Source organism: Acetobacterium malicum subsp. dehalogenans DSM 11527 (assembly GCF_000472665.1).
Lineage (GTDB): Bacteria > Bacillota > Clostridia > Eubacteriales > Eubacteriaceae > Acetobacterium > Acetobacterium malicum.
Map to the genome: position 1 here is coordinate 61,134 of NZ_AXAC01000023.1, position 23,770 is coordinate 84,903.

Genomic DNA, 23,770 nt, shown 5'->3' on the forward strand with positions numbered 1-23,770 from the left:
GCAATTATGATTGATACACATATACATATGGTGCCTGGCGTTGACGATGGGGCTAAAGATCTGGAAACAGCGGTTCAGATGATGCAGCTGGCAATGAATGAAGGCGTAAATGAAATGATCTTAACACCCCATTTTAATTTACCTGCCTATCATAATCAAAATGTGGATAAGCAGTATCAATTGCTGGCTAATTATATAGAGCGTGAGAACATTGACTTTAAAATACATTTGGGTAATGAAATTTACCTAAGTGAAGAAACCATGGCGGGCATCAAGCAGGGACAAGCGCATACTATGGCAAACAGCCGGTTCTTGCTTGTGGAATTACCATTATATCATTACTACCCTTTCCACGAATCAATGCTTTTTGAACTACAGGAAAGTGGCTATAAGGTTGTTCTGGCCCATGTTGAACGATATGAGGTTTTCGCGAGACGGCCAGAAAAGCTGGCAGCATTAAACGAAGGGGGAATTTATTCCCAAATCACATCGCAATATATTACGGATAATAAAACTAGGAAAAGAGCCCTAAAATGGATTGAAAGCGGTTTAATTTATATTATAGCATCGGATGGACATGATTTAGTTAAACGACCGCCAGTGATGAAACAGGCGTATGAGATTGTTGTAAAAACATTTGGAGAAGAATGCGGACAAATGCTTTTCGATGAAAATCCCGGGATGATGATCAGGGACAGAGAATTGATGGTGCCAGTGCTAAAAAAGAAAAAGTTTGGATTTCGGCGTCAATAGTTTAAATTCTCGGAATTAGTTTAGGTGACTTAGCAAAAATCGTCAAAATTACTCTGTCAAAAAGTGAGGTAGTCTATGGAAACAAAATTAAGCAGACAATTATTTCTAATTGCAGCAGACGTATTGGCAGTAAATGCTGCATTCCTGTTAACATTATTTTTACATTTTGAGGGAGATATCCCTTCAGAAATAATTAGTATATATCTAAGCAGTGTTTTTGTCTTAACAGCTGGAAAGCTGCTAATCTATCGATTTTTTGATTTATATAATAGCCTATGGTCCTATGCATCGGTGGAAGAGTTGGTTAAAATTCTGCTGGCGGTAATTGTAGCAAACGTGTTTGGTACAATTTATCTTATCTACATGGGAGAAAGACTATATTTCGGTATTTATCTGACAAGTATGCTTTTTGAAATCGCATTTGTCAGCAGTGGTCGTTTTAGTTATCGATTATTACGAAGTTTAAAAAATAGAAAAATATTTATGAAGCAGGATATTGAGAAGAAAATTCTCATTATTGGTAGTGGCGCTACCGCGACTTTGATTGCAACAGAAATTAAGAATCACGCATTAAGCTATGGACAAGTTGTCGGTTTTATCGATGAAGACGCAAAAAAATTAAATAAGACAATTGCTGGAGTTAAAGTTTTGGGGAATAACTATGATATTGGTAGTATTGTCCATAAATTTAATATCAATGAAATCATTATTGCAACACCGACAGCGGATCCAACGACACTCAGAATGATAATCAGTGAATGTAAGCGTACGGCTGCCAAGGTTCGCATTGTCCCGGGGATTCGGGAAATGATCGATGGCCAGGTCTCGCTAAGTAAAATTCGGGATGTTGAGATTGAAGATTTACTTGGCAGAGAAACGGTAAATCTTAATATCAGAGAAGTTGTCAGTTATCTTGAAGGCAAAATAATTATGGTGACCGGCGGTGGCGGTTCGATTGGTTCTGAATTATGCAGACAAATTGCCAGATTTAATCCAGGGAAATTGATTATTCTGGATAATTATGAGAATAATGCCTATGAAATACAAAATGAGCTAATTAATGACTATGAAAATAAGCTTAATCTGGATGTGATTATTGCGTCAGTAAGAGATCGGGATGATGTTTTTTCGATTATTGAGGCCTACCATCCGGATGTTATCTTCCACGCGGCAGCCCATAAACATGTGCCCTTAATGGAGCGTTCACCTTGGGAAGCAATTAAAAACAATGTTTTTGGAACAAAAAATGTTGCGGAAGCGGCCCATGAGTTTGGAGTGGATCGCTTTGTCATGGTTTCGACCGACAAAGCCGTTAACCCCACTAACATAATGGGTGCCAGTAAGCGTATCTGTGAAATGATTATTCAAGGACTGGCACGGCAAAGCAAAACAAAGTTTACCGCGGTTCGCTTTGGTAATGTGCTCGGCAGTAATGGTTCAGTGGTCCCTCTTTTTAAGAAACAAATTAAGGAAGGTGGTCCGGTTACGGTCACACATAAAGAGATTATCCGGTACTTTATGACCATCCCGGAAGCGGCACAACTAGTAATCCAATCGGGTGCCATCGCCAAAGGCGGAGAAATATTTGTGCTTGATATGGGACAACCAGTAAAAATATTTGATCTGGCAGTCGATCTGATTAAACTCTCGGGATTAAAGCTGAACGAAGACATCGAAATTGAAATCATTGGATTGAGACCAGGTGAGAAGCTATATGAAGAACTCCTGATGGATGAAGAGGGGTTAACCGAAACCTGTTTCGAAAAAATTAGAGTCGGTAAACCTGGTGATATTGACTATACATTACTTAAAAAATCGCTAGAAGAGTTGCGACCCTTTCTAAAATCATCTAATAAAAAAGCCCTGATCAGCATGGTAAAAAATATTGTGCCCACCTACAAAAACAGTGATGAAGTGAATAATAATGGTAATTTCCTAAAATAGACTAGTATTTATTTTATGAGTTGTTTTAAGCTATTGAGGTTCAGGCAAGTTAAACTGAGAAAGGAATCAAAAGCCATGAAGAATCGAAAATTGATTATAATTCTCTTAAGTTTTTTAATTCTGGTGGTTGTGGCCAGTCTGTTCATATTTATAAGTACAAACAACGGATCATTGTTTTCGGGTAACAACCAGAACACAGATCCAGAAACTGAAACAGATGGAGGATCGATTGAGGATGTTTTGAATCAGAACAATGAAGATTTACTTGAACTGACAGACACAAGAAAAACGGTTATTTTTGCAATTTATGGAACGGATGAACGATCTGATGAAACTGGGCGAAGCGATATAATCATGGTCGTGATGTATGATCCAACGCAGGAGAAAATGGTGATGGCTTCGCTACCAAGAGATTTGAGGGTTAATATTCCTGGGTATGGATTAGATAAAATCAATCATGCCTACGCTTATGGTGGCAGAGAATTGATCGATCAGACCATTGAGGAATTGTTGGGTATCAAACTTGACTTTTCTGTAAAATTGGACTTTGATACATTTGCCAGCATTATAAATGATGCTGGGGGGGTCAATGTTATCGCACAAAAGGATTTCTATAAAAACGAGAATCAATTAGTTATCAGTCAGGGTGAACAGATTTTAAATGGAAAAAATGCCCTCTTTTATGTTAGATTCCGCAGTGACAGCGATGGTGACTATGGTCGGATCGCCAGACAGCAGGAAGTGGTTAAGTCCTTAATGAAGAGTCTCTCAACGATGAGTTTGAAAAAGAAGCTGCAATTGATCGAAACCTATTACAATAATGGCATTGAGACCGATGTCAATGTCTCGAAGCTTAAAGAGTATCTTAATATGAGCGGAGGGGACACAAATCTTAGTTTTGAAAATTATCGGTTAAAAACATATTCCGAAATTATCGATGGTTTATGGTATGAGCTATATAATCAGGAAGATTTGGATGCAATTAAAAATCTGTTTACTGTTAATGAAAATATCAATCAGGAAAACTGGAACTAAGAACTACAGAATTAGCTGGGTTTTATAGAAAGGAGATCAGAATGGAAACAACAAAAGAGGTTAATTTCAAAGAACTTTTAGAGATCATTATTAAAAAATGGTGGCTTATCCTGTTGCTGACAGTTATTGGTTTCGGGACGGCTTATATTTACACGGTAAAATATGTGACTCCCGTGTATGAAGCGAATACGGTTTTGTACATTGGACAGGAAGGCGGAAGTTTAGGATCTATCGATGTATCATTAGGTCAGTTAAATGCAAATAGTCAGCTTCTCGTTGATTATAAGCAAATTGCATCAACCCGATTGGTTATAAATGAGGTGATCAAAAACCTGGGCCTGAATATTTCTTATGATGAATTTAAAGATAATGTTATTATTGAGAGTGTTTTAGATTCCCGTCTTTTCACAGTTGGATTTAGACACTCTGATCCCCAGATCGCGAAACAGATTGCTGATGAACTGGCGAAACAATTGACTGTGGCCGTTTTGCAAATTGTTGGCGTTGAGAATATTCGAATTTTGGACCAGGCACTGGTACCGCAGGCACCTATTTCGCCTAATGTCCTTCTTAACGCCGTTATCGGCGGTTTATTAGGATTTTTCATATCATTATTTGTAATTATTCTGATGTTTCTGATTAATGATACGATCAGAAATGATGAAGATATAGAAAATTTGATTGGTGTAGCAGTTTTAGGCGATATTCCAGAATTTAAAGGGGAGGCTCGATAATATGGATTCATTAAATTTAATCACACTAAGCGACCCCACATCGTTCATAACTGAAAGTTATAAGTTATTGCGAACCAATTTAAATTTTAAAAATTTAAATAATCGCTACCAGGTTATGCTGGTAACCAGTGCCGGGAAAGAAGAAGGGAAAAGTACCACCATTTCAAACTTAGCGGTAACATTTGCTCAGGCTGATAAGCGAGTGCTGCTTATTGATGCCGATTTAAGGTTGCCACATATAAGTACCATTTTTAATATTAATAAAAGAAAAAATGGTTTATCCAATATGTTAGTGGATGAATTGCCATTGGACTCACTTGTAAATAAAATAGAAAATCTTGAAAAATTAGAAATTCTAACCGCCGGTAATAAACATGTTTCACCAACCGAGCTGTTAAATTCTGAAGCATTTGAAACGTTCATTAAGCAATGTCGAGAAGAATACGATGTGATTCTTATTGATACCCCACCAGTGTTAAGTTTTGCTGATGCAAGTATTATTTCGAAAGTTGTTGACGGGGTCCTGCTGGTTATCGCCGCCCATGAAACAAAAAAAGCTACGATTATTGAAGCCAAAAAAAATCTGGATAAGGTTGGGGCATCTGTCATTGGCGTTATCCTGACAAAAGTGAAATTTAAGAAAAATGCGAATTACTACCGCTATAATGCTGAAAAAGGAAAGTAATTGCTAAATTTAAAAACAATGATTAAGAAAATCTATTCAAAAGTTGGCATAAATAAGGAGGCGTCTGATGACGCCTTCTCATTTAATAAGAAGCGTTATAACAATCGAGTTTGCAAAATAACTATTTGATTAGCGGAGGGCTTTTTTAACATGATCAAAAAACTGTCGGTAACCTTCACACAAGTAGTTTTTACCATTTTGCCCGTCTTTTGATAAAAGCAACCGATCTTTGGGACAGCCGCCAAAACAAAGCCGGAGATGATTGCAATCCAGACATTCGTCAGGTAATCCCATGGTTTTGTGCATGCCAAATTGACGGTTTTTTTCCATTAATTCTGCCAGCGGGGTTTCAAGAATATTTCCAAGCTTATAGGCTTCAAAGACATAACGATCACAGCTAAAAAGATCGCCATTGATTTCAAGCACCCCTGCATGACCGCATAGGGCTTCATGGACGCAGACCCCGGCAGGGTGATTATTTAGATTGGCAAGCGTCGATTCAATAATCTGGACATGCTTTTTACCAAGATCATGATGTTTCCACAAATCAAAAACAGTGCACAGAAAGGAGCCATAGTCATCGGCAGTAACGGAAAAATCTGCGAGTGGATGCTTCATGGCTGGGGAATGGAGGCCTGCAGGCATGGCAAAATGCTGGCCTGAGGCTGCTTCATAGCTGGCGGGCAAACATTCTACCACCGGCAAAAACTGCATATAATCAGTGAGTTCTCTGAGAAATAGATAAACACCCTCGGGATGTTGTGAATTAATGGCATTGACAGCCGTAAGTGTATTGTAAGATACACCATGTTTCTGTAGCAGTTTTATGCCATTCATGGTTTGGGCAAAAGTTCCGCCGTGACGATCCTGACGATATATATCATGAAGACCAGCATTGCCGTCAATACTTATACCAAGCAGAAAATTGTGAGCGGCAAAGAACTCACACCAGGCATCATCCAGTAGGGTAGCATTGGTTTGAAGGGTATTGCGGATTTTTCGACCGGAACCATATCGGCGCTGATAAGTCAATGCCCGTTTGTAAAAATCTCGGGGGGCTATGGTTGGTTCGCCGCCGTGCCAAGCAAACTCAACAACGGCGTTTTGACCGTGAACGGCCAGATTTTGCCGGATATAGGCTTCAAGTACTGTATCTGGCATTAGTTTAGCCTGGTGAACGATCAGAGCTTGTTTTTCGAGGTAATAACAATAACGGCAGTGAAGATTACAGGCTGCTCCAATTGCTTTAGCCATAATGGCATAAGTCCGGGAATCCTGTGGATAAATAGTTTCCATCATCATTCGTTCGGGGGTTTGTTAATCTGGTTGATAACAGCGGCGGCTTCGCTGCCGTCATCAACACCAATTTCCTTGGTAATGAGGGCATTAAGCTGACTGTTTAGCTCTATGATCAAGGCTGCGTTGGTTTCCTTATCAGTAGCCAGGTTGACTAATTCTTCAGGATCTTTTTCCAGATCGAACAGTTGAACATCATTGTTAGCATATAATTCTTCAATAGTTGTAGGCATATTGAAATTCAATGGCGAAAAGTACCGGGCAAATTTATATTTTTCGGTTGTAATCCCGCGGACAAAGCCACGTTTGGAATAATCGATAGCATAGCTGGTGACACCAGTTGATGGGTCGGTGGTTTGCATCATGTCACTGTCGATCATTGAGATCATTTCATAGGCAAATAATGATCCGGATCTGATTTCGGTTTGGCTGCCATCGATCAGATCCATCAGACTGTTACCCGGGAGCCCCGCAGAAATCTCAGCTTTTTTTGCATCAGGCAGATTCGTCATGTCAATAAAGGTGGTTGCCAGGTCTATGTGGCTGGTTACCGCAGTAATGGAATTGCCGCCTTCGTATTCGGGATGCACGATAATCATGGGGACGTGAATATTGTTTTCGTACATAAAGCCACCTTTGCCCCGGAGTCCATTGGCACCCTGCATGTCACCATGGTCGCTGGTAAAGACGATGATAGTATTATCCAGCATCTTTAGATTGGTTAGTTCAGAAAGAATGTTATAGAGCTGGTCATCATTATCTTGAATGCAATTATAATAATAGTCGCGAAAATTTTCCCAACGGCTTGCTACGGATGGAATCTCACCAACCCGGCGGTTCCATAAATTAAAATACTCAAGTTCAGCAGGGACTCGTCCATCGTCATCAAGCGGCTGATCCCAGGTGGCAGGAATTGCCGCTTGAGGGTAGCTGGTTTCATAGACCATATTGGCTGGGGCACCTTCAATTGCAAAGGTTGTCTGTCCTGTATTCTGAACAGTGGAACCGTCAGTATCGGTATCATAATACATAATATCATGAGGGTTGACGAGATTGATAGCTAGAAAAAAAGACTGCCCTGCAGCATTGGTAGCCGATCCTTTTGAACGTAACCAACTGACCGTATCACCAGCAATATTGCTATCCTGCATATAGCCCTGCTGAAGCTGACCGACAATGTCGCCCTGTGCATTCCAGTCAGAAAAGCCATAGCCTAGCAGTCCATTCTGCTCCTGCATCGCCGGTTGACTGTTATCATCAAAAACGCTGGTATCGCCCATGTGCCACTTGCCTTTGAAAGCAGAATAGTATCCGGCTGAGATCATCCTGTCACCGACAGTGGTCAGATTTTCAGAGATCGGTTCCTGCCAGGGTGATTCGGTATTATCAATCATAAGCGTATCGGTGATGTGGGTGCCGGTGTAGATTACTGACCGGGATGAGGTGGATACATTGGCGCAGGTATAGTGTTTCTCAAAGGTGGTTCCCATTTTTTCCAGTAGCTCTCTGGCCTTGAAATTCGTGCCGGCCGGGAATTCATCAAAATAGTGCTCCTGGTCCACCGTCACAAAGACAATGTTATAATTGCCATCGTTGTTCTGTTGAGCTTCAGCATCTGCCATTTTATGTTTGATGGTCTGGCTGTCAGTGCTTTGACTACAGCTTGACACGCCCAGCAAAGAGGTGGCCAGGGTGATGCTCAGAGCCGCCTTTTTTATATTCATGTGAAGACCTCCTGAATTATAATATGAAATCGAATCATGACCAATTAGTCGGTAGCATTAAGTAAAGCCATGAGTTACTTATGAAGTTTAAAGATAATTTATTTACTGTTAAAAATATACCCTGACAAATCTTAGATATTCATTAAATAATGATGACAGATACAGAATTTTTTAATAATCGATATATTAACGGATTTGCTGGTCTCAACCGTGAGATTGGTTTGTTTTAGCCATTAACCAGAATTATTACTGGAAAGCAGCTTAATGGTGATTGAAATTGATCACATTAATACCATAATAATTTGCGAAAAGACTGGAAAATAGATGACAAAAAGGATATAATAAAACGGCTTATGATAGAGGCTCTTTATCAGTGTTCTGATGAAGGCCTCTTCTTTACGGAATGGCAACAAAATTATGAAAAGCTGGCGTGTATGTCAATGACGAGATCGCATCAACGGAAATGCGATATGCATGGCCAGAAAATATAAGAACCAGGCAGTTTGAAAATTGTGCTGAACTTGCTTAATTGGGATTGCCGACTACTAAACCAATGGAGGATTATCGATTAATGATAACTGTATCAGAACTAAGTTTGAATTTTAGCGGAACAAATCTTTTTACCAACGTAAATATAAAATTTACCCCGGGGAATTGCTATGGGGTCATCGGGGCCAATGGTGCCGGAAAGACCACTTTTTTAAAAATTTTATCAGGAGAGCTTGAACCATCAACGGGTAATGTCTTTATTCCCGAAAACATGCGGATGTCGGTTTTAAAACAGGATCATTACGCTTTTGATGAGTTTTCGGTGCTTGACACCATTATGATGGGAAATCAGCACCTCTATTCAGTTATGAAAGAAAAAGACGCCTTATATATGAAGGAAGATTTTTCCGATGAGGATGGCATCCGGGCTGGGGAACTGGAAGGCGAATTTGCTGAAATGGGCGGCTGGGAAGCTGAATCCGATGCATCTCGAATTATCCAGGGTCTTGGTCTTAAGGTTGATATTCTGGATGCCAACATGGATAGTCTGACCGGGAATGAAAAGGTTAAGGTTTTATTGGCCCAGGCTTTATTTGGCAAGCCAGAAATCATCCTACTGGATGAGCCCACCAACCATTTGGACATTCAGGCAGTTGAATGGCTGGAAGAATTTTTAATGGACTATGAAGGAACCGTTATTGTGGTATCCCATGACCGTTACTTCTTAAACAATGTCTGTACCCATATCGTCGATATTGATTTTGGCAAGATCAAGGTTTATGTCGGTAACTATGATTTCTGGTATGAATCCAGCCAATTGATTCAACGCTTATTAAAAGACCAGAATAAGAAAAATGAAGATAAGGCCAAGGAACTGCAGAACTTTATTGCTCGATTCTCGGCCAATAAATCCAAATCTAAACAGGCAACCTCCCGTAAGAAAATGCTGGATAAGCTAAATATCGAAGATATGCCTTCGTCATCCCGAAAATATCCCTGGGTTGGATTCCAGATCGATCGTGAACCAGGCAAAGAAATTTTGACTGTCGAGCATTTATCAAAAACCATCGATGGCGTCAAAGTACTTAACAATGTCAGTTTCCGGGTTAACAAGGATGATAAGATTGCCTTTGTAGCCGACAATGAAATTGCTATGACAACCTTGTTCAAAATTCTAATGGAAGAAATAGAGCCAGATGAAGGCAGCTTCAAATGGGGCGTTAGTACCACCCAATCTTATTTCCCTAAAGATAACAGCGATTATTTTAATGGTTGTACCCTGAACATCTGCCAATGGCTACAGCAATATACCGAAGAAATCACCGAGACCTACATCCGTGGTTTTCTGGGACGAATGCTTTTTTCTGGCGATGATATTTACAAAGAAGTTCAGGTACTCTCCGGGGGCGAAAAGGTTCGTTGTATGCTGTCCAAAATCATGATGTTTGGCTCAAACGTGCTGGTCCTTGATCAACCAACCAATCACCTTGACTTGGAATCCATCACCGCCGTCAATAATGGACTGATTGATTTCAAAGGCATCTTATTATTTGCCAGTCATGACCATCAGTTCATGCAAACCGTGGCTAATCGAATTATTGAGATCAGAGAAGAAGGTATCATCGACCGGTTATCGACCTATGATGAATTCATCGAATATAAGAAAAAGCAGGTATAGTGCTTTTATCAAGTGCACCTCAAATGACAGACCGGAAATCTGGCGTTTGGAGGTGCGCTTTTTTGTTGAATTCATTCATAAATTCATTTTTTTCTGACAACTATTCAAAAAAATGATATAATTCGTGATAATTTGTAATTCATTAATGTAAAGTAGATTCAGATAGTAACGAAAAAGAGGCCCCAAAAAAAGTAACTTGCACGGGAGTAAACTGACAAATGAAGGATCATTTTTATAAACAAAACCTGGATTATTCACCAATCGGCTTAATATACCAGAGAATAATAGTTAATGAACATGGCATCCCGGAGGATTTTGAATTTTTAATGGTGAATAAAGTGGTTGAAACCTTATTACGGAGACCGGCAACTCAAATTGTTGGATTAAGAGCTTCGCAGTTTTTTTCTGACGATCAAGAAAGCTTTCTGCAATGGCGGGAAGAATTTGCCAACCCCGGTGATCATGAACCAGGTAGTGAAAAGACGGTTTTTTTTAAATCATTTAAACGTTGGCTTCGAATTAATATGGTCGGGGTAGAAAAAAATTATCGGACCATATTTCTGACTGATGTTTCAAACGAGGTAACTAAGATAAATCAGTTAGAAACGGAATTGAAACATTACAGCAAAAACGCCGAAACCAGGCAGAAAAAAGAAGAAGAACTGCGGGTGTTAAGTTACCGGGATGCCCTTACCGGTCTGGGTAATCGAAGGCTTTATGATAAAGAACAAAAGAAATTGGATCGCGAGGCCAATTATCCAATAACTCTGATCATGGCTGATGTTAATGGTTTAAAGCTGGCCAATGATGGGTTTGGACACGAAGCTGGTGATGCTTTATTGTTAAAATTTTCCGCAATTTTGAAAGCGGAATGTCCTGCAGATGCCTGCATTGCCCGGGTCGGAGGAGATGAATTTTTGATCTTATTGGCAAAAACGGATGGAAAAAAGGCAAAAGCTCTGATCGATCGGCTCAATAGCCTGAATTCCAAACTGGAGGTCAATCATCTGATTCTTTCCTATGCATTGGGTTTTTCGGTAAAAACCCATACAACTCAAAATATGGAAGATATTTATCGCGAGGCTGAAGAACGGATGTACCGACATAAAGCCACAAATAATTCAAAGATGCGCAGTCAGTCGGTGGATCTGATTCTGGCCTCGCTTTTCGAAAAGTATCATTCAGAAAAGCTTCATGCCAGGCGTGTCAGTATCCTCAGCAAATCACTGGCTGGCGAGTTAGGATTTCCACCAGAAGCCGTGGTTCAAGTTGGATTGGCAGGGTTGCTGCATGATATTGGAAAAATTGGCATCAACGACGAGATTCTAAATAAGCAAGGGCAAATTGACGTTTTCGAACGGTTGGAAATGGAAAAACACTCAGAGCTGGGACATCGTATTTTAGCTTCGGTGAACGATTATTTAGAAATTGCCGATTACATTTTGGCGCACCATGAACGCTGGGATGGGAAGGGTTACCCTAAGGGTCTGAAAGCAGCAGAAATTCCCGAAGTGTCGCGGATTCTGGCATTGTCAGAGGCTTATGATGCGATGACCAATAAACGCTCTTACAATCGAGAATTATCTAAATTGGAGGCGATTTCTGAACTTCAAGCTTGCGCCGGCAAACAGTTTGACCCCGAATATGCAAAGGTTTTCGTTGAGCGGGTATTAAAAAGTCCCTGGCCGCAATAAAACCGTCTTTGCGTTATGACTGGTGGTTTGTTACCTGCTGTGTAACAATGAACGATGACTCCAAGTTGTATTTAAAATAAAATGATAGTATGGCAAAATCCTTAGACTAGTTCGATAGAGGTGACTCATGGAAAACATGGTGTTTTTATTTTCAATCGTCTTTTTTATCTTTTTCATCTTTTATATATTATCAGGACTATATGTTTTTTTAAAGTCGCCCAAAGAACCGATCAATCAGGTTTTTTTGGCTGCACTTGTCTCCCTGAGCTTATGGACTTTTGGCTTTACCATCGCAATTTCAGCGGTTGATTATGAAACGTGTTTATTCTGGCGGCGTTTTTCAGCCCTCGGCTGGGGATCGTTTTTTGCAGTGCTCTTGCATTTTTCCTTATTGTTGACAGAAAAAAAAGGCGCTCTCAAACACTGGTGGATTTACCTGCTGATTTACTTGCCGGCGGCAATCGTCATATTTGTTTTTGCAATTTCAAATAACCTGGCGCCGACTCTTTACACATTGGTATTGACTGACTGGGGCTGGATCAATCAGGCCCAAAACACAGTCTGGGACATGTTTTATAGTATCTATTACATTGGTTTCTCGCTGGCCAGTATGGTGATAGTCTGGCGATGGGGCCTTAGCCATAAAGAAGCTAAAATAAAAAAACAATCACACATTATTATCGGTTCCTATTTTTTAGCCTTTCTACTGGGGACGCTTACTGATACCATCAGTAATGCTTACTTGGGAATTGCCATTCCTCAGATGGCGCCAATTTTTCTTCTGTTACCGGTTTTCAGTATGTTTTATACAAAAAACTACTTTGGGGTGATTACTATCAAACCGGAAAAACAGGAAAGCCGGACCTTAAATATTATCTCAACAAAGAAAGTTTATAGTTATATCTCGATAGCAATGATTTTTGGCGGGGTACTGAATTTTGTTACCCAGTATCTACTCAGCAAAGAGTCAAGCCTGAGTGAAGTCCTGGTTTTGAGTGGGATATTGATTTGTTTTGGTTTAATGATTCAGATTGTCCAAAAGCTTAAACTTTCTGATCATCAAAAGGATTATCTCTGTGTTTCGCTACTGGCAGTTCTGATTCCAATTATTACCCTGCAGTTTGTGGAATTTGGAGCCGTTACCATTTGGGCTTTTCCATTTATCCTGATTATCGCTTTTTTAGTATTTAAAGAGAAAATTTTGTTGGGAATTATGGCGGTTTCCATTATTTTGACGCATATTACTGTCTGGGTAATGATGCCGCTGACATACGTAAAGGTCAGCGGGGTTGACTATTCGGCAAGAATTGGTTTGTTTTGTATCGGGATCTGGTTATGCTATTATATCAATAAATTATTTTTGTTGAGACTTGATGAAACGGCCGAAAAAATGGAACTTCAGGAACTGATCACTCAAATTTCATCAGATTGCGTCGGCATCAATCAGCAGAACTTTACCGAGAATATCGATTATTTATTAAAAACAAGTTGTGATTTTTTTTCGGTCGATCGGACTTATATCTGTTTATTTGATCCGGAACATGAAACTTTTTCGTGTCTTCAGGATTATTGTCGTCCTGGTATTGAATCGGGTAAAGCGAGAATCCAAAATCTTCCCATTAATCCCAATCATTGGCGGATGGCAAAAATTCTTGACCATGAATTATTCGTCGCTTCTGATATTGGCAAGCTTCCGGAATTTGTCAATGCGGAGCTATTCAATATGGACGTTAAGTTGATTAAATCACAGATCATTGCGCCGATTGCCAGCAAAGAAAAAATTATTGGTTTCTGGGGGTTGGATGTCGAAACAAAGGTTTTAGAATGGCAGGATGATCACCTTAATTTTGTCAAAATTATTGCCAATATTCTCGGGGATACGCTTTCCCGGATCGACTCGGAAAAAGAACTGAATTTTATGGCTCATTATGACGAGATCACCAAGCTGCCAAATCGAAATCTATTTACGAATTACCTTTATTTCAGCATCGTTAAACAGGAGTTCAGCGACGATGCTCATCTAGGAATTATTTTTCTGGATCTGAATTCATTTAAAACGGTTAATAATACGGTCGGCCACGATATGGGCGATGAACTGCTCTATCTAGTCGGGGAAAAGATCAAGCGAGTGGTTGCCAAAACGGATCTGGTTTCCCGTTTCAGTGGAGATGAATTCCTAATCATGATCAGTCACATAAAAAACAAAGACGAAATGGCGGTAGTCGCTGAAAAGCTGATGAATCTCTTCAATGAACCCTTTATGCTGAAGGGGCAGGAATTTTTTATGACTGCCAGCGCTGGGATTGCGCTGTATCCCATCGATGGAAAAGATCCGGAAACACTGATTAAGAATGCCGATATTGCCAAATACAAAGCCAAAGAAAAAGGCCGGAACCAATATCTATTTTGCTCTACAGATATGAAAGGGGAAGTGAATCGTCAGAATCAGCTTACAAATTATCTCTATCGGGCCCTGGAGAAAGGCGAATTATTTATCAACTACCAACCACAGGTATGTCTGAATACCGGAAAGGTTACCGGGGTTGAGTCGCTTTTACGTTGGCAGCATCCGGAGTTGGGACTGATTTCTCCGGCGGTGATAATACCTCTGGCCGAAAAGACAAGTTTGATTAATCCGATTGGAGAATGGGTACTTGAAACAGCCTGTCGGCAAAACAAGGCCTGGCAGGATATGGGAATGGAACCGATCCTGATGGCGGTTAATATTTCAGCCAGTCAGTTTAAAAATCCCAACCTGATCAGTCAGGTTGAGGGGATTCTGCAAAGAACTGGTCTTAAACCCGAGTATCTGGAAGTGGAAATAACAGAGAGTACTGCTATTTTAGAACTGAACGAAATTATCTGCAAATTGAAAGGTCTCAAAGAAATCGGGGTTTCCATCGCCATCGACGATTTTGGAACGGAGTATTCTTCGTTGGGACGTCTAAAAATGCTACCGCTGGATCGGCTGAAAATGGACAAACAGTTCGTCGATGGTGCCGGTCATAATCATAAGGATCAGGCTATCGCCAAGGCCATTATCCAGCTGGGAAAAAGCTTAGGCTTATCTGTGGTGGCAGAGGGGGTCGAGGATGAAAATCAGGTTTCCTTCTTAAAAACGTCCCACTGTGATCTGATCCAGGGCTACTATTACTACAAACCGCTTGATGCGGCGGCAATTGAGGAAATTTTGAAACAACAGGGCTGAGTTAAGCTGATGCATCTCTGGCTCTGACTAAACTCCACTTTATAAATTGAGAGTGGCCAAACCTTGCAAATGATAGAATTTACGAAATAAAGTCTATTTTGTTGATTTTTCAACAATTATTTTGATGGTTAGCAACTTAAAAATTTACAAAGCCAGGAGATTGGTTTATAATTAAACAAATTAGATGAATCTGATCGAGAGGCTGAAAATGGACAAAAAAGAAGTTATACAAATTGCTGAGGACTTTATTGAAAACTCAGCAGATAACCGGATTAAGATGGAAAGCAAAGCACCCAGTGAGCTAGTAGGTGAAAAAATATATGATGCTCCAATTTTTGGATTTTGTGAAGCCAGTGACGAGGTGTTTGCAATACTGAAGGAACCGGAGGTAATCGGCTGTCATTTCCGGAGTCCCCGGGAATGGCTGCCCACTGCTCAAACCGTGATCTCTTTTTTTCTGCCATACAGCGAGGCCGTGAAAGCCAGCAACCGGGAACAGAAAATTTGGCCTTCGTGGGGATGGTTGGTGGGTCGGGTTGAAGGTCACCGATTATTGCGCTCGCTGTTATTGCAGCTGGAAATGAATATAAAAAAAGCAGGTTATGCTACAATCGTACCAACCCTAGATAAAAAGTTTTTCAGCATAACTGAACCGATTGAAGAACTCTGCGGTGAACCCCTGGCCTTTACCAGCAACTGGTCGGAACGCCATATCGCCTATCTCTCGGGATTGGGAACCTTTGGTCTGTCAAAGGGGTTAATCACTGAAAAAGGAATTGCCGGAAGATTCGGCAGCCTGGTAACCGAACTGCAGTTGGAGCCGAATCAGCGCCCATATGAAATTTACAATGCTTATTGTACGAAGTGCGGAGCCTGCGTTAAACAATGCCCAGTGAAGGCGATCTCCATTGAAAAAGGAAAAGACCATCGGCTATGCGGCATTTTTCTGGATAAAACAGCGGAGAAATTCAAACCACGGTATGGTTGTGGCAAATGTCAGGTTAATGTCCCCTGTGAGAGCAGTATACCAGGCCAAAACAAATAATTTGTGTGAACAGATATGACAAAAGTTTACTCTTATTTACTTGATCAGGGTGACGATAAATAAGTAAGTGGAAACGCTAAAATAATTGCAACTGGCTGTAATCACCGTAAAATAGCCAGTCGTGCTAAAAATGATGGAGTCATATAATGTTAACAGAAAAGTATAAGAAACTGGAAGAATTGGAAAAAGTTATTGAGTTCACCTATCCGGGAATTACCCTGTTGATCCGGGACTGCAATCTGAGTAATTTGGAATCAAAGTACAAGGTGGGAATGATCTTGAAAGAGTTGGGTTTTACCGATGCCAGTCTGCGTCGGGGTGGCATGGTTACAACCCATCGCCTGGCAATTCTGTCCAACCACTATGCCAATATGCAGGCTTATGAGCATGATACCCATTGGGGCTTATGTGTCATTGAAGCGGGTTCGCATTTTAAGGTTTTAGATGTTTGCTCCCGGGGTGGAAAAACTCAGATTATTCTGCTTCATCTGCCAGAAAAAGGGTGGGAAGTTTTTGACACAGTGGCAACTGATATCGATCAGCAGGTAGTGGAGATTGTCAGAGAAGGGTTTGAACACTGTCTGGAACTCCCGCCAGTGCCTGAGCTAACTACCCGGAGTTGGCTCAATCGCTGCCGCTATCCCATTGGGATGTCTGAAAGCGGGGAATATTTTCCGCTCGGAGAGTATTAGAAAGGAGTAAGAAGAGATGGTTTATTTATTAATAATTCCAGTTCTTGGATTCGCTTTTTTTCTGGCCGGTATTCGTATTATTCGCCCGACGAGTCGGGGCTTGATTGAAACAATGGGGAAGTACACAAAATACGCAGAACCCGGTTTTCACTGGATTATTATCGGTGTGCAACGACTTTTTGTCGTCAATATAACAGAGCAGATGTTTAACGCTGAGCCACAGGTTATTATCACCAATGATAACCTGAATGCTACCGTCGATGCACAGATTTATTTTAAAGTTAAATCAGACGAAGAAAGTGTCAAAAACTCGGTTTATAATGTCAATAATTATAAGGTGCAAATCGTAAATCTAGCGCGGACCACCTTGCGAAATATTATTGGTACGATGACCTTAAAATCTGCCAATAGTGAACGCAGCATCATAAATACGGATTTGCTTAAGACCCTAAAAGAAGAAACTGATAAGTGGGGGATTGATATTGTCAGGGCAGAATTAAGAGAAATTGATCCGCCCCAGGATGTTCAGGAAACCATGAATAAGGTGGTCAAAGCCGAAAATGAAAAAGTGGCTGCGATTGATTTCGCTACTGCCGCAGAAACCACAGCGGATGGAGTAAAACGAGCGGAGATTAAAAAAGCTGAAGGAATAAAACAAGCCAGAATTCTTGAAGCGGAGGGCGAGGCGTTTGCAATCAAATTAGTGAACGAAGCAGCGGAAAAGTATTTCATTGGCAATGCTCAAATTCTAAAACAATTACAAACCACCGAAATAGCGCTAAAAAATAATGCTAAGATTGTAATCCCTTCGGATACCCAGCTAATCAATGTCATTGGGGAAATGTCTGGGGTGATACCGATAGAAAACCATAATACGAGTTCTTTAAAGAGCAGCGAAAATTGATTTGCTGCTTTTTTTATTCGTGGGATGAAGTCCGGTTCTGAGGATTTAAGGAATCAGTGGATAAAATATTCTACATGGTTAAAGAGAGGTATTCGGGGGTAGATATAGTTACATAATAATCATTTATAAAGGTGATGGGTTAAATCCAATTCGTACAAAAAAAGTAAATGGGGTGAGTAAATTGGATGATCAAAAAGCAGGGCCGATAAAAGACAAAGAGTCATTTTTTGAAGAGCTTTTTCGATACAATCAGGAAATTATGCTCCTGATTAATCCTGATACGCTTAAAATTGAAGATTGTAATCGTTCCGCCTGCTTGTTCTACGGAAAAACCCACGATGAGATGATGACATATAAGATTACCTATTTTAATTGTCTCAGCGAAGATCAGCTCAAGAAAGAAGTTGAACGGGCAAAGAAAAGAGAACATCATCAGTTTTATTTTAAACATCGATGCTTTAATGCCGAGATCAAAGATGTCGAGGTGCGTTCGAGTCCGGTTTCCTTGGATGGCCGGAATTATTTACTCTCCATTGTTACAGATATCAGCGGTTTGCAACTGGATAGCGATGCACTGCGAAAAGAAAACACAGTGTTGGAGAAACGGGTCGCTGAACGCACCTATGCACTGAAAGAGCTTAATGATCAGCTGATTTCGGCAAAAGCAGAGTTGGAACGGGAGATGCTTTTTATTAAAGCCTTATTCGAAAGTATCCCGGGATATTTATACGTCTACGACGATACGGGAAGGCTGATTAAATGGAATAAAAAACATGAAGAGATGACCGGATATTCCGCCGCTGAACTGGCATCGATGACTTTGGATCAATGGTTTGAGGGCGATGATCTGGCCAGGGTTATGGCGGCGGTGGACGATGTGTTTAAAAATGGTTACGGCGAGGTTGATGCCAATCTGATTACCAAAAGCGGAAAGAAATTGTTGATTCGCTCCAACGGGGTAGTTATGACCCTTGACGGAAAAAAATACTTTACGGGGGTGGGAATCGATATTACCGCAAGCAGACGACTGGAGGCCGAATTGGCAAAAGAGAGTAAGCTGCTTGAAACAACTCTGGTTTCGGTGGGCGATGGGGTCATATCCTGTGATAAGGATGGTTATGTTTTATTTATAAATCGGGTAGCAGAGGACTTAACCGGCTGGACAAAAATTGATGCCTTAGGAAAACCCATTGAAACCGTATTCAATATCATCAATGATCTTAATCGGGAAAAGGCTGGAAATATTGTCGCGGAAGTCATTAAAACTAAAGAAATTAGAGAACTCGATAATCATACCCTGCTAATTGCGAGAGATGGTAGTGAACGAGCCATCGAGGACAGCGCTGCCCCAATAATTGAAGAAAATGGCGATGTGCTGGGTGTCGTTCTGGTGTTTCGGGATTATACCGAGAAAAAGCAGAAACTGGATCAGATCGAGTATTTAAGCTATCATGATCAGCTCACCGGCCTTTACAATCGACGCTTCTATGAAGAAGAACTACGACGGATTGATACGCCAGAGAATTTACCCTTGTCTTTAATTATGGGCGATGTCAACGGTCTTAAACTGGTAAATGACAGTTTTGGACATGTAATGGGAGACCAATTATTAAAAAAAGCCGCTGCGACGATTACCAGAGCCTGCCGCGCGGAAGATGTGGTGGCAAGATTGGGCGGCGATGAATTTGTTGTGCTGCTACCAAAAACAAATCAAATTGAAGCGGAAGAAGTCATTGCACGCATTGAAGAATTGGCAAAAAGTGAAATAGTTGGAACCGTGGAACTTTCTATTTCATTCGGTTTTGAAACGAAGGTGGATAAGGAACAAGACATCCAGCTAATTTTTAAAAGAGCAGAAGACTATATGTATCGTCGCAAACTGACGGAAAGTCTGGGAATGCGGAATAAAACTGTCGGTATGGTAATTGAAACCTTATTTGATAAATACCAGAAGGAAATGTTTCATTCGGAGCGGGTCAGTCGGCTGTCGGCTGAGGTTGGAAATAAAATCGGACTCAATACCAAAGATTCCCATGATCTCCAAACCGCCGGATTAATGCATGATATTGGCAAGATTGGGATTGCCGAGGGGATTCTCGACAAGTCAGAAAAACTGAGCGAACAGGATTGGCTGGAAATACGTCGTCACCCTGAAATTGGATACCGCATCTTAAGCTCCGCCAACGAATTTGCTGAAATTGCCGATCATATCCTGGAACACCATGAGCGTTGGGACGGCAGCGGTTATCCCAATGGACTAAAAGGCGAAGAGATCTCGTTGGAAGCCAGGATTATTGCCATCGCTGATGCCTATGATGCAATGACCAGAATGCGTCTGCATATGGATGATCTCACAGTAGAAGAAGCCATTGAAGAAATCAATCGCTGCTCCGGTACGCAGTTCGATCCCGAGATTGCCAGTGTTTTTATTGATATGATTAAAGATGAAAGCTGAGATAAAAACGATCATGGTATAAACCCGGCCAATCCGTTTGGGAATCTGGCCGGGTTTATTAATTGTGTTTTCTAAGATTGCGGAGGTTCTGAAACATCACACCGAAGGTTTCGTGTTGGACTTGAGTCGGGTCAAATTTTAACAGTTTAAAGGTGATTTGCACACAAAAACCAATGGCAAATGCCGAGATTACTGTGCCTAAACCAACCATTCCGCCTAGGAACCAACCAATCAGGACAACGCTGACTTCCAGAATGCCCCGGCACAGGCCGACTGGCAGTCCGGTTTTTCGGGTCACTGCCACCATCAGGCTGTCACGGGGGCCGGCCCCAAAGGCCGAGGAAATGTAAAAATATGTCCCCAGTGAGATGATGAAGAGACCAAGAATAAGTACCAGAGTCCCAATCCAGAAATTACTGAAAAGTGGGATAAAGTCTAGAAAAAGGATGAGATCCATAAAGAGACCGATCATAAACATGTTGAAAATAGTCCCCAGTCCAATTTTTTCGCCCAGCAGAAAGACCATCGCAACAATAAGGGCACCCACCGCGGTGTTCACCAGGCCGATGCTGACCCCCAGAGTTTGGCTGATACCACTGTGGAGAACCTCCCAGGGAGCATAGCCGACATTTGCCCGCATGGTCACGATAATGCCCAATCCATAAAGAAAGAGTCCGAAATTCAGTTTGATAAATCTAAAAATGTAGCCAGTCATAATGCCCTCCTTAAAGAATAATGTTCCCAGTATAACATAAAACGATTTGTGGTCAAAGTCCAAATCGTGATGGTTCTGAAATATTCGATTCTGTTGATTACATGTTTAACTTATTTTAAAATGTGGTATACTAAAAGCAGCAAAATAGAACAGATGGAGCGTAGCGCTTCGGGAGGTTAGAGATGAAAGTATTAGGCATTAATGGTAGTCCTCATGGAGAAGGAAACACATTTACGGCTTTGAGTATTGCCGGAGAAATTTTTGCTCAGGAAAGCATTGATTTCGAAATTTTTAATGTTGGCATGAAAGCAGTGCAGGGATGTACTGGTTGCAATGCTTGTGGTAAAAACAAAAATGAGCAGTGTATCTTTACCAAAGATGTTGTCAATGAAGGGATTCAAAAAATTAAAGAAGCGGATGGTGTTATATTTGCCAGTCCCGTCCACTTTTCCGGGATCGGCGGAAATATGAAGTCATTTATGGATCGAGCCTTCTATGTGGCCGGAGCCAATGGCGGATTATTTCGCCATAAGGTAGCCGGAGCCCTGGTGGCAGTCAGACGGTCTGGCGGGGTGGCAACCATCGATCAATTGAATCACTACGTCACCTATTCGGAAATGGTCATGGCAACTGGTAACTATTGGAATGTTATCCATGGTCGCACTGCCGGAGAAGCGTCTCAAGATACCGAAGGTGCCCAGACCATTGAGGTCACTGCCGCTAACATGGTTTGGTTGATGCGTCTTATTGAAAACGGTAAAGGTGTTGTTGCAGAGCCACATCCCTTTAAAAAGGTGTACATGCATTTTGTCAGATAAAGTATGATCGCTGCAACAATAAAAAAACACGTTTAACGTGTTTTTTTATTGTTTATTTAAATGTCATCGTGACGGGTCCGACCCCACCATCAATATCGATGCGATGGGGAGCAGATTTTGATCCGGTTCCGAATTCAGAAATGCTCTCGCCATTGATGGTGATGGGGCCGACACCCTGGTCAGCGGTAATAAAATAATCATTAACATTGGCGTCGATGTCCAGACTGGTCTGACCGACACCACAGTCGATTTCCAGATCACCGGTGACGATCCCCTGAATGTTAACGAGTCCAACGCCGCCTTTGATTTCAAAATCATTGAGTTGAACATCGGAAAAATGAACAGCGCCCGCGCCACCGTTGAGTTTACCGGAATTTGCCTGAAGCTGATCGGCCTCAATTTCACCGGCGCCTTGTTTGACAGTCAGTTCATCAGTGATAATTCGTGACAATTCTGCTCGTCCGGCACCAATCTCAAGTTCCAATTTTTTCAAGTGGGTGTCATTTGGAATAGTAACCACAAGATTTGGCCCATGATCCTTACCGATCAGATTGGGAATAATATTGGTGGACCCGACATCTTCTATGACAAGCTTGCCATCATCAAGGGTAGCAGTTAAACTTGTGGGGAGATCAGACCCCTCAACCCGAAAAGCATTCCCGGATTTAAGTGTGATACTGCCGGCATTGAAATTAATAAAAACAGCTTCCAGCTCACCGGTAAAATCCTGCTGAAAGGCGTCTCCATTCGGTTCACTGATCTGGGCCCTGTTTTCTATCAGACCAAATCCCCTCATGATGGCGACGCCACCATTGACAATACTGGCGATGATTCCCAATGCCAGGACCAGACCGAAGGCAATAGCCAGGTATTTAATCCAACTCTGATTGGTATTCATTTGACTTCGGTACCCCCAAAGATATTGGTGCTGTTGATATAAATGGTTGGCGGATTTTCACCCAGTGGTCGATTGGTTTTATTTGATGCCCCACCAAAAATGGGCGTGGTCGACAATTCGACCCGGACATTGCTGGGAACCATCATATCAATTCCGCCAAAGACAGCTGTGGCAGAGATATAAATATCTTCACTGATAACGGCCTGGCGCAAATCAAGAGAAATACTTCCAAAAACCGCTGTCAGATTGGCACCGTTAAATTGTTCGCCGGGAAAGTTAATTTCCTGGCCGCCAAAAATCGCTGAATAATCAGGAAGACCATCCTTAGTCATGCCTTGAATCAGCTTGGCATTTTTACTAAGTCGATCCTTGAACATGATGCTTAAGCCAATGGCAATAATTATGATGGGGAAGATCAGGTCGCCCAACAGCTCCCCATTAAAATAGCCCTGGGCAGAAATAAACAATAATACCCCAATCCCTAATCCGATGGTGTTCCAAAGCTGTACGCCGTTTTGCACCATGCTAATGGCACAGGGAACAATAATGAACAAGGTCCACCAGCCAGCGAAAAATAATTCAAAATTCCACAGACCAAAAACATTTCCGGCAAAACCAAGGCCGATAGCGACTAATAAAAGCCCCCAAAGTAAGTTACCAACTTGATTTCTCATTTTTCTCTCCTTATTTCGCAATTTAGTTTATTATACCATGCATCTTAAAAAATGAAAATTCTTCCCGCATTTATTTAAATAACTCAACTTTCCCAGCTTAATTGACCGAACAAAGCCTTTATAAAAGAGGCCTGAGAGTCAATCCATTGCTGGAGTTGATTTTTTAACAGTGTAGACTTTCTAGCGCCTACCGAATTTAATTGTTCAACAAATAAGCTCATCAAACTTTGAAGAGCGGTTGAGAGTACCATATCCTGGATGTCATCACAAAGCCTGAAGAATAATTCGCACAAGGTTTTATCATCATTTTCGCTTCGGCGAAGCCATTC

General features: G+C 41.3%; 18 protein-coding genes and 1 pseudogene. 13 read left to right on the forward strand and 6 right to left on the reverse strand.

Translation table 11 applies throughout. The features are described from left to right. The first annotated feature begins 6 nt into the window (after positions 1-6). The 5 genes from A3KS_RS0109935 to A3KS_RS0109955 all read left to right on the forward strand — a co-directional run bounded on the left by A3KS_RS0109935 (position 7) and on the right by A3KS_RS0109955 (position 5,151). Positions 7-753 (forward strand): tyrosine-protein phosphatase, encoded by a 747-nt coding sequence (locus A3KS_RS0109935; RefSeq protein WP_026394804.1) that lies wholly within the window; start codon positions 7-9, stop codon positions 751-753. A gap of 75 nt (positions 754-828) precedes the next feature. After that, the gene (locus A3KS_RS0109940; protein ID WP_026394805.1) at positions 829-2,697 is read left to right on the forward strand and encodes a polysaccharide biosynthesis protein; all 1,869 of its coding nucleotides are present in this window, start codon (positions 829-831) and stop codon (positions 2,695-2,697) included. Between the two features lie 75 nt (positions 2,698-2,772). Next, positions 2,773-3,732 carry an LCP family protein gene (locus A3KS_RS22580; protein ID WP_051355794.1) on the forward strand — a complete coding sequence of 320 codons (960 nt, stop codon included), beginning with the start codon at positions 2,773-2,775 and terminating at the stop codon, positions 3,730-3,732. A 41-nt stretch (positions 3,733-3,773) separates the two neighbouring features. Continuing rightward, entirely contained in the window at positions 3,774-4,466 is a 693-nt protein-coding gene (locus A3KS_RS0109950) for a YveK family protein (protein ID WP_026394806.1), read from the forward strand. A 1-nt stretch (position 4,467) separates the two neighbouring features. Next, on the forward strand, positions 4,468-5,151 hold the full coding sequence (locus A3KS_RS0109955) for a CpsD/CapB family tyrosine-protein kinase (RefSeq protein WP_026394807.1): 684 nt from the start codon (positions 4,468-4,470) through the stop codon (positions 5,149-5,151). Positions 5,152-5,280: 129 nt separating this feature from the next. On the opposite strand, the gene A3KS_RS20800 is transcribed toward A3KS_RS0109955, so the two are convergent. Both A3KS_RS20800 and A3KS_RS20805 read right to left on the reverse strand, forming a co-directional pair. Then, entirely contained in the window at positions 5,281-6,447 is a 1,167-nt protein-coding gene (locus A3KS_RS20800) for an anaerobic sulfatase maturase (protein ID WP_035355905.1), read from the reverse strand. Positions 6,448-6,449: 2 nt separating this feature from the next. Next, entirely contained in the window at positions 6,450-8,171 is a 1,722-nt protein-coding gene (locus A3KS_RS20805; protein WP_051355795.1) for a sulfatase family protein, read from the reverse strand. A 571-nt stretch (positions 8,172-8,742) separates the two neighbouring features. On the opposite strand from A3KS_RS20805, the gene A3KS_RS0109975 reads away from it, so the two are divergent. The 7 genes from A3KS_RS0109975 to A3KS_RS22585 all read left to right on the forward strand — a co-directional run bounded on the left by A3KS_RS0109975 (position 8,743) and on the right by A3KS_RS22585 (position 20,336). Beyond that, on the forward strand, positions 8,743-10,338 hold the full coding sequence (locus A3KS_RS0109975; RefSeq protein ID WP_026394808.1) for an ABC-F family ATP-binding cassette domain-containing protein: 1,596 nt from the start codon (positions 8,743-8,745) through the stop codon (positions 10,336-10,338). Positions 10,339-10,556: 218 nt separating this feature from the next. Beyond that, positions 10,557-12,032 carry an HD-GYP domain-containing protein gene (locus tag A3KS_RS20810; RefSeq protein ID WP_051355796.1) on the forward strand — a complete coding sequence of 492 codons (1,476 nt, stop codon included), beginning with the start codon at positions 10,557-10,559 and terminating at the stop codon, positions 12,030-12,032. Between the two features lie 127 nt (positions 12,033-12,159). Then, positions 12,160-15,240 carry an EAL domain-containing protein gene (locus tag A3KS_RS20815; protein ID WP_035355907.1) on the forward strand — a complete coding sequence of 1,027 codons (3,081 nt, stop codon included), beginning with the start codon at positions 12,160-12,162 and terminating at the stop codon, positions 15,238-15,240. 208 nt (positions 15,241-15,448) lie between these two features. Next, on the forward strand, positions 15,449-16,285 hold the full coding sequence (locus A3KS_RS0109990) for a 4Fe-4S binding protein (RefSeq protein ID WP_026394809.1): 837 nt from the start codon (positions 15,449-15,451) through the stop codon (positions 16,283-16,285). 146 nt (positions 16,286-16,431) lie between these two features. After that, positions 16,432-16,977, forward strand: a complete 546-nt coding sequence (locus A3KS_RS0109995; RefSeq protein ID WP_035355909.1) for a hypothetical protein — start codon at positions 16,432-16,434, stop codon at positions 16,975-16,977. 16 nt (positions 16,978-16,993) lie between these two features. Continuing rightward, positions 16,994-17,881 (forward strand): SPFH domain-containing protein, encoded by an 888-nt coding sequence (locus tag A3KS_RS20820; protein ID WP_051355797.1) that lies wholly within the window; start codon positions 16,994-16,996, stop codon positions 17,879-17,881. A gap of 181 nt (positions 17,882-18,062) precedes the next feature. Continuing rightward, positions 18,063-20,336 carry a PAS domain S-box protein gene (locus tag A3KS_RS22585; RefSeq protein ID WP_051355798.1) on the forward strand — a complete coding sequence of 758 codons (2,274 nt, stop codon included), beginning with the start codon at positions 18,063-18,065 and terminating at the stop codon, positions 20,334-20,336. Between the two features lie 58 nt (positions 20,337-20,394). On the opposite strand, the gene A3KS_RS0110010 is transcribed toward A3KS_RS22585, so the two are convergent. Beyond that, the gene (locus A3KS_RS0110010) at positions 20,395-21,051 is read right to left on the reverse strand and encodes a YczE/YyaS/YitT family protein (protein WP_026394811.1); all 657 of its coding nucleotides are present in this window, start codon (positions 21,049-21,051) and stop codon (positions 20,395-20,397) included. Positions 21,052-21,233: 182 nt separating this feature from the next. On the opposite strand from A3KS_RS0110010, the gene A3KS_RS0110015 reads away from it, so the two are divergent. Continuing rightward, positions 21,234-21,869 (forward strand): flavodoxin family protein, encoded by a 636-nt coding sequence (locus A3KS_RS0110015; RefSeq protein WP_026394812.1) that lies wholly within the window; start codon positions 21,234-21,236, stop codon positions 21,867-21,869. A gap of 52 nt (positions 21,870-21,921) precedes the next feature. Here A3KS_RS0110015 and A3KS_RS0110020 read toward each other — a convergent pair whose 3' ends face one another. From A3KS_RS0110020 to A3KS_RS23910, 3 genes and pseudogenes are all read right to left on the reverse strand, one after another. Continuing rightward, positions 21,922-22,767 carry a DUF4097 family beta strand repeat-containing protein gene (locus tag A3KS_RS0110020; RefSeq protein ID WP_026394813.1) on the reverse strand — a complete coding sequence of 282 codons (846 nt, stop codon included), beginning with the start codon at positions 22,765-22,767 and terminating at the stop codon, positions 21,922-21,924. Further along, complete coding sequence (locus tag A3KS_RS0110025; protein WP_026394814.1) at positions 22,764-23,441, reverse strand: LiaF transmembrane domain-containing protein; 678 nt, start codon at positions 23,439-23,441, stop codon at positions 22,764-22,766. The genes A3KS_RS0110020 and A3KS_RS0110025 overlap by 4 nt, the downstream gene beginning before the upstream one ends. 83 nt (positions 23,442-23,524) lie before the next feature. Next, a pseudogene (locus A3KS_RS23910) lies at positions 23,525-23,770 on the reverse strand (IS4 family transposase); the annotation flags it as partial.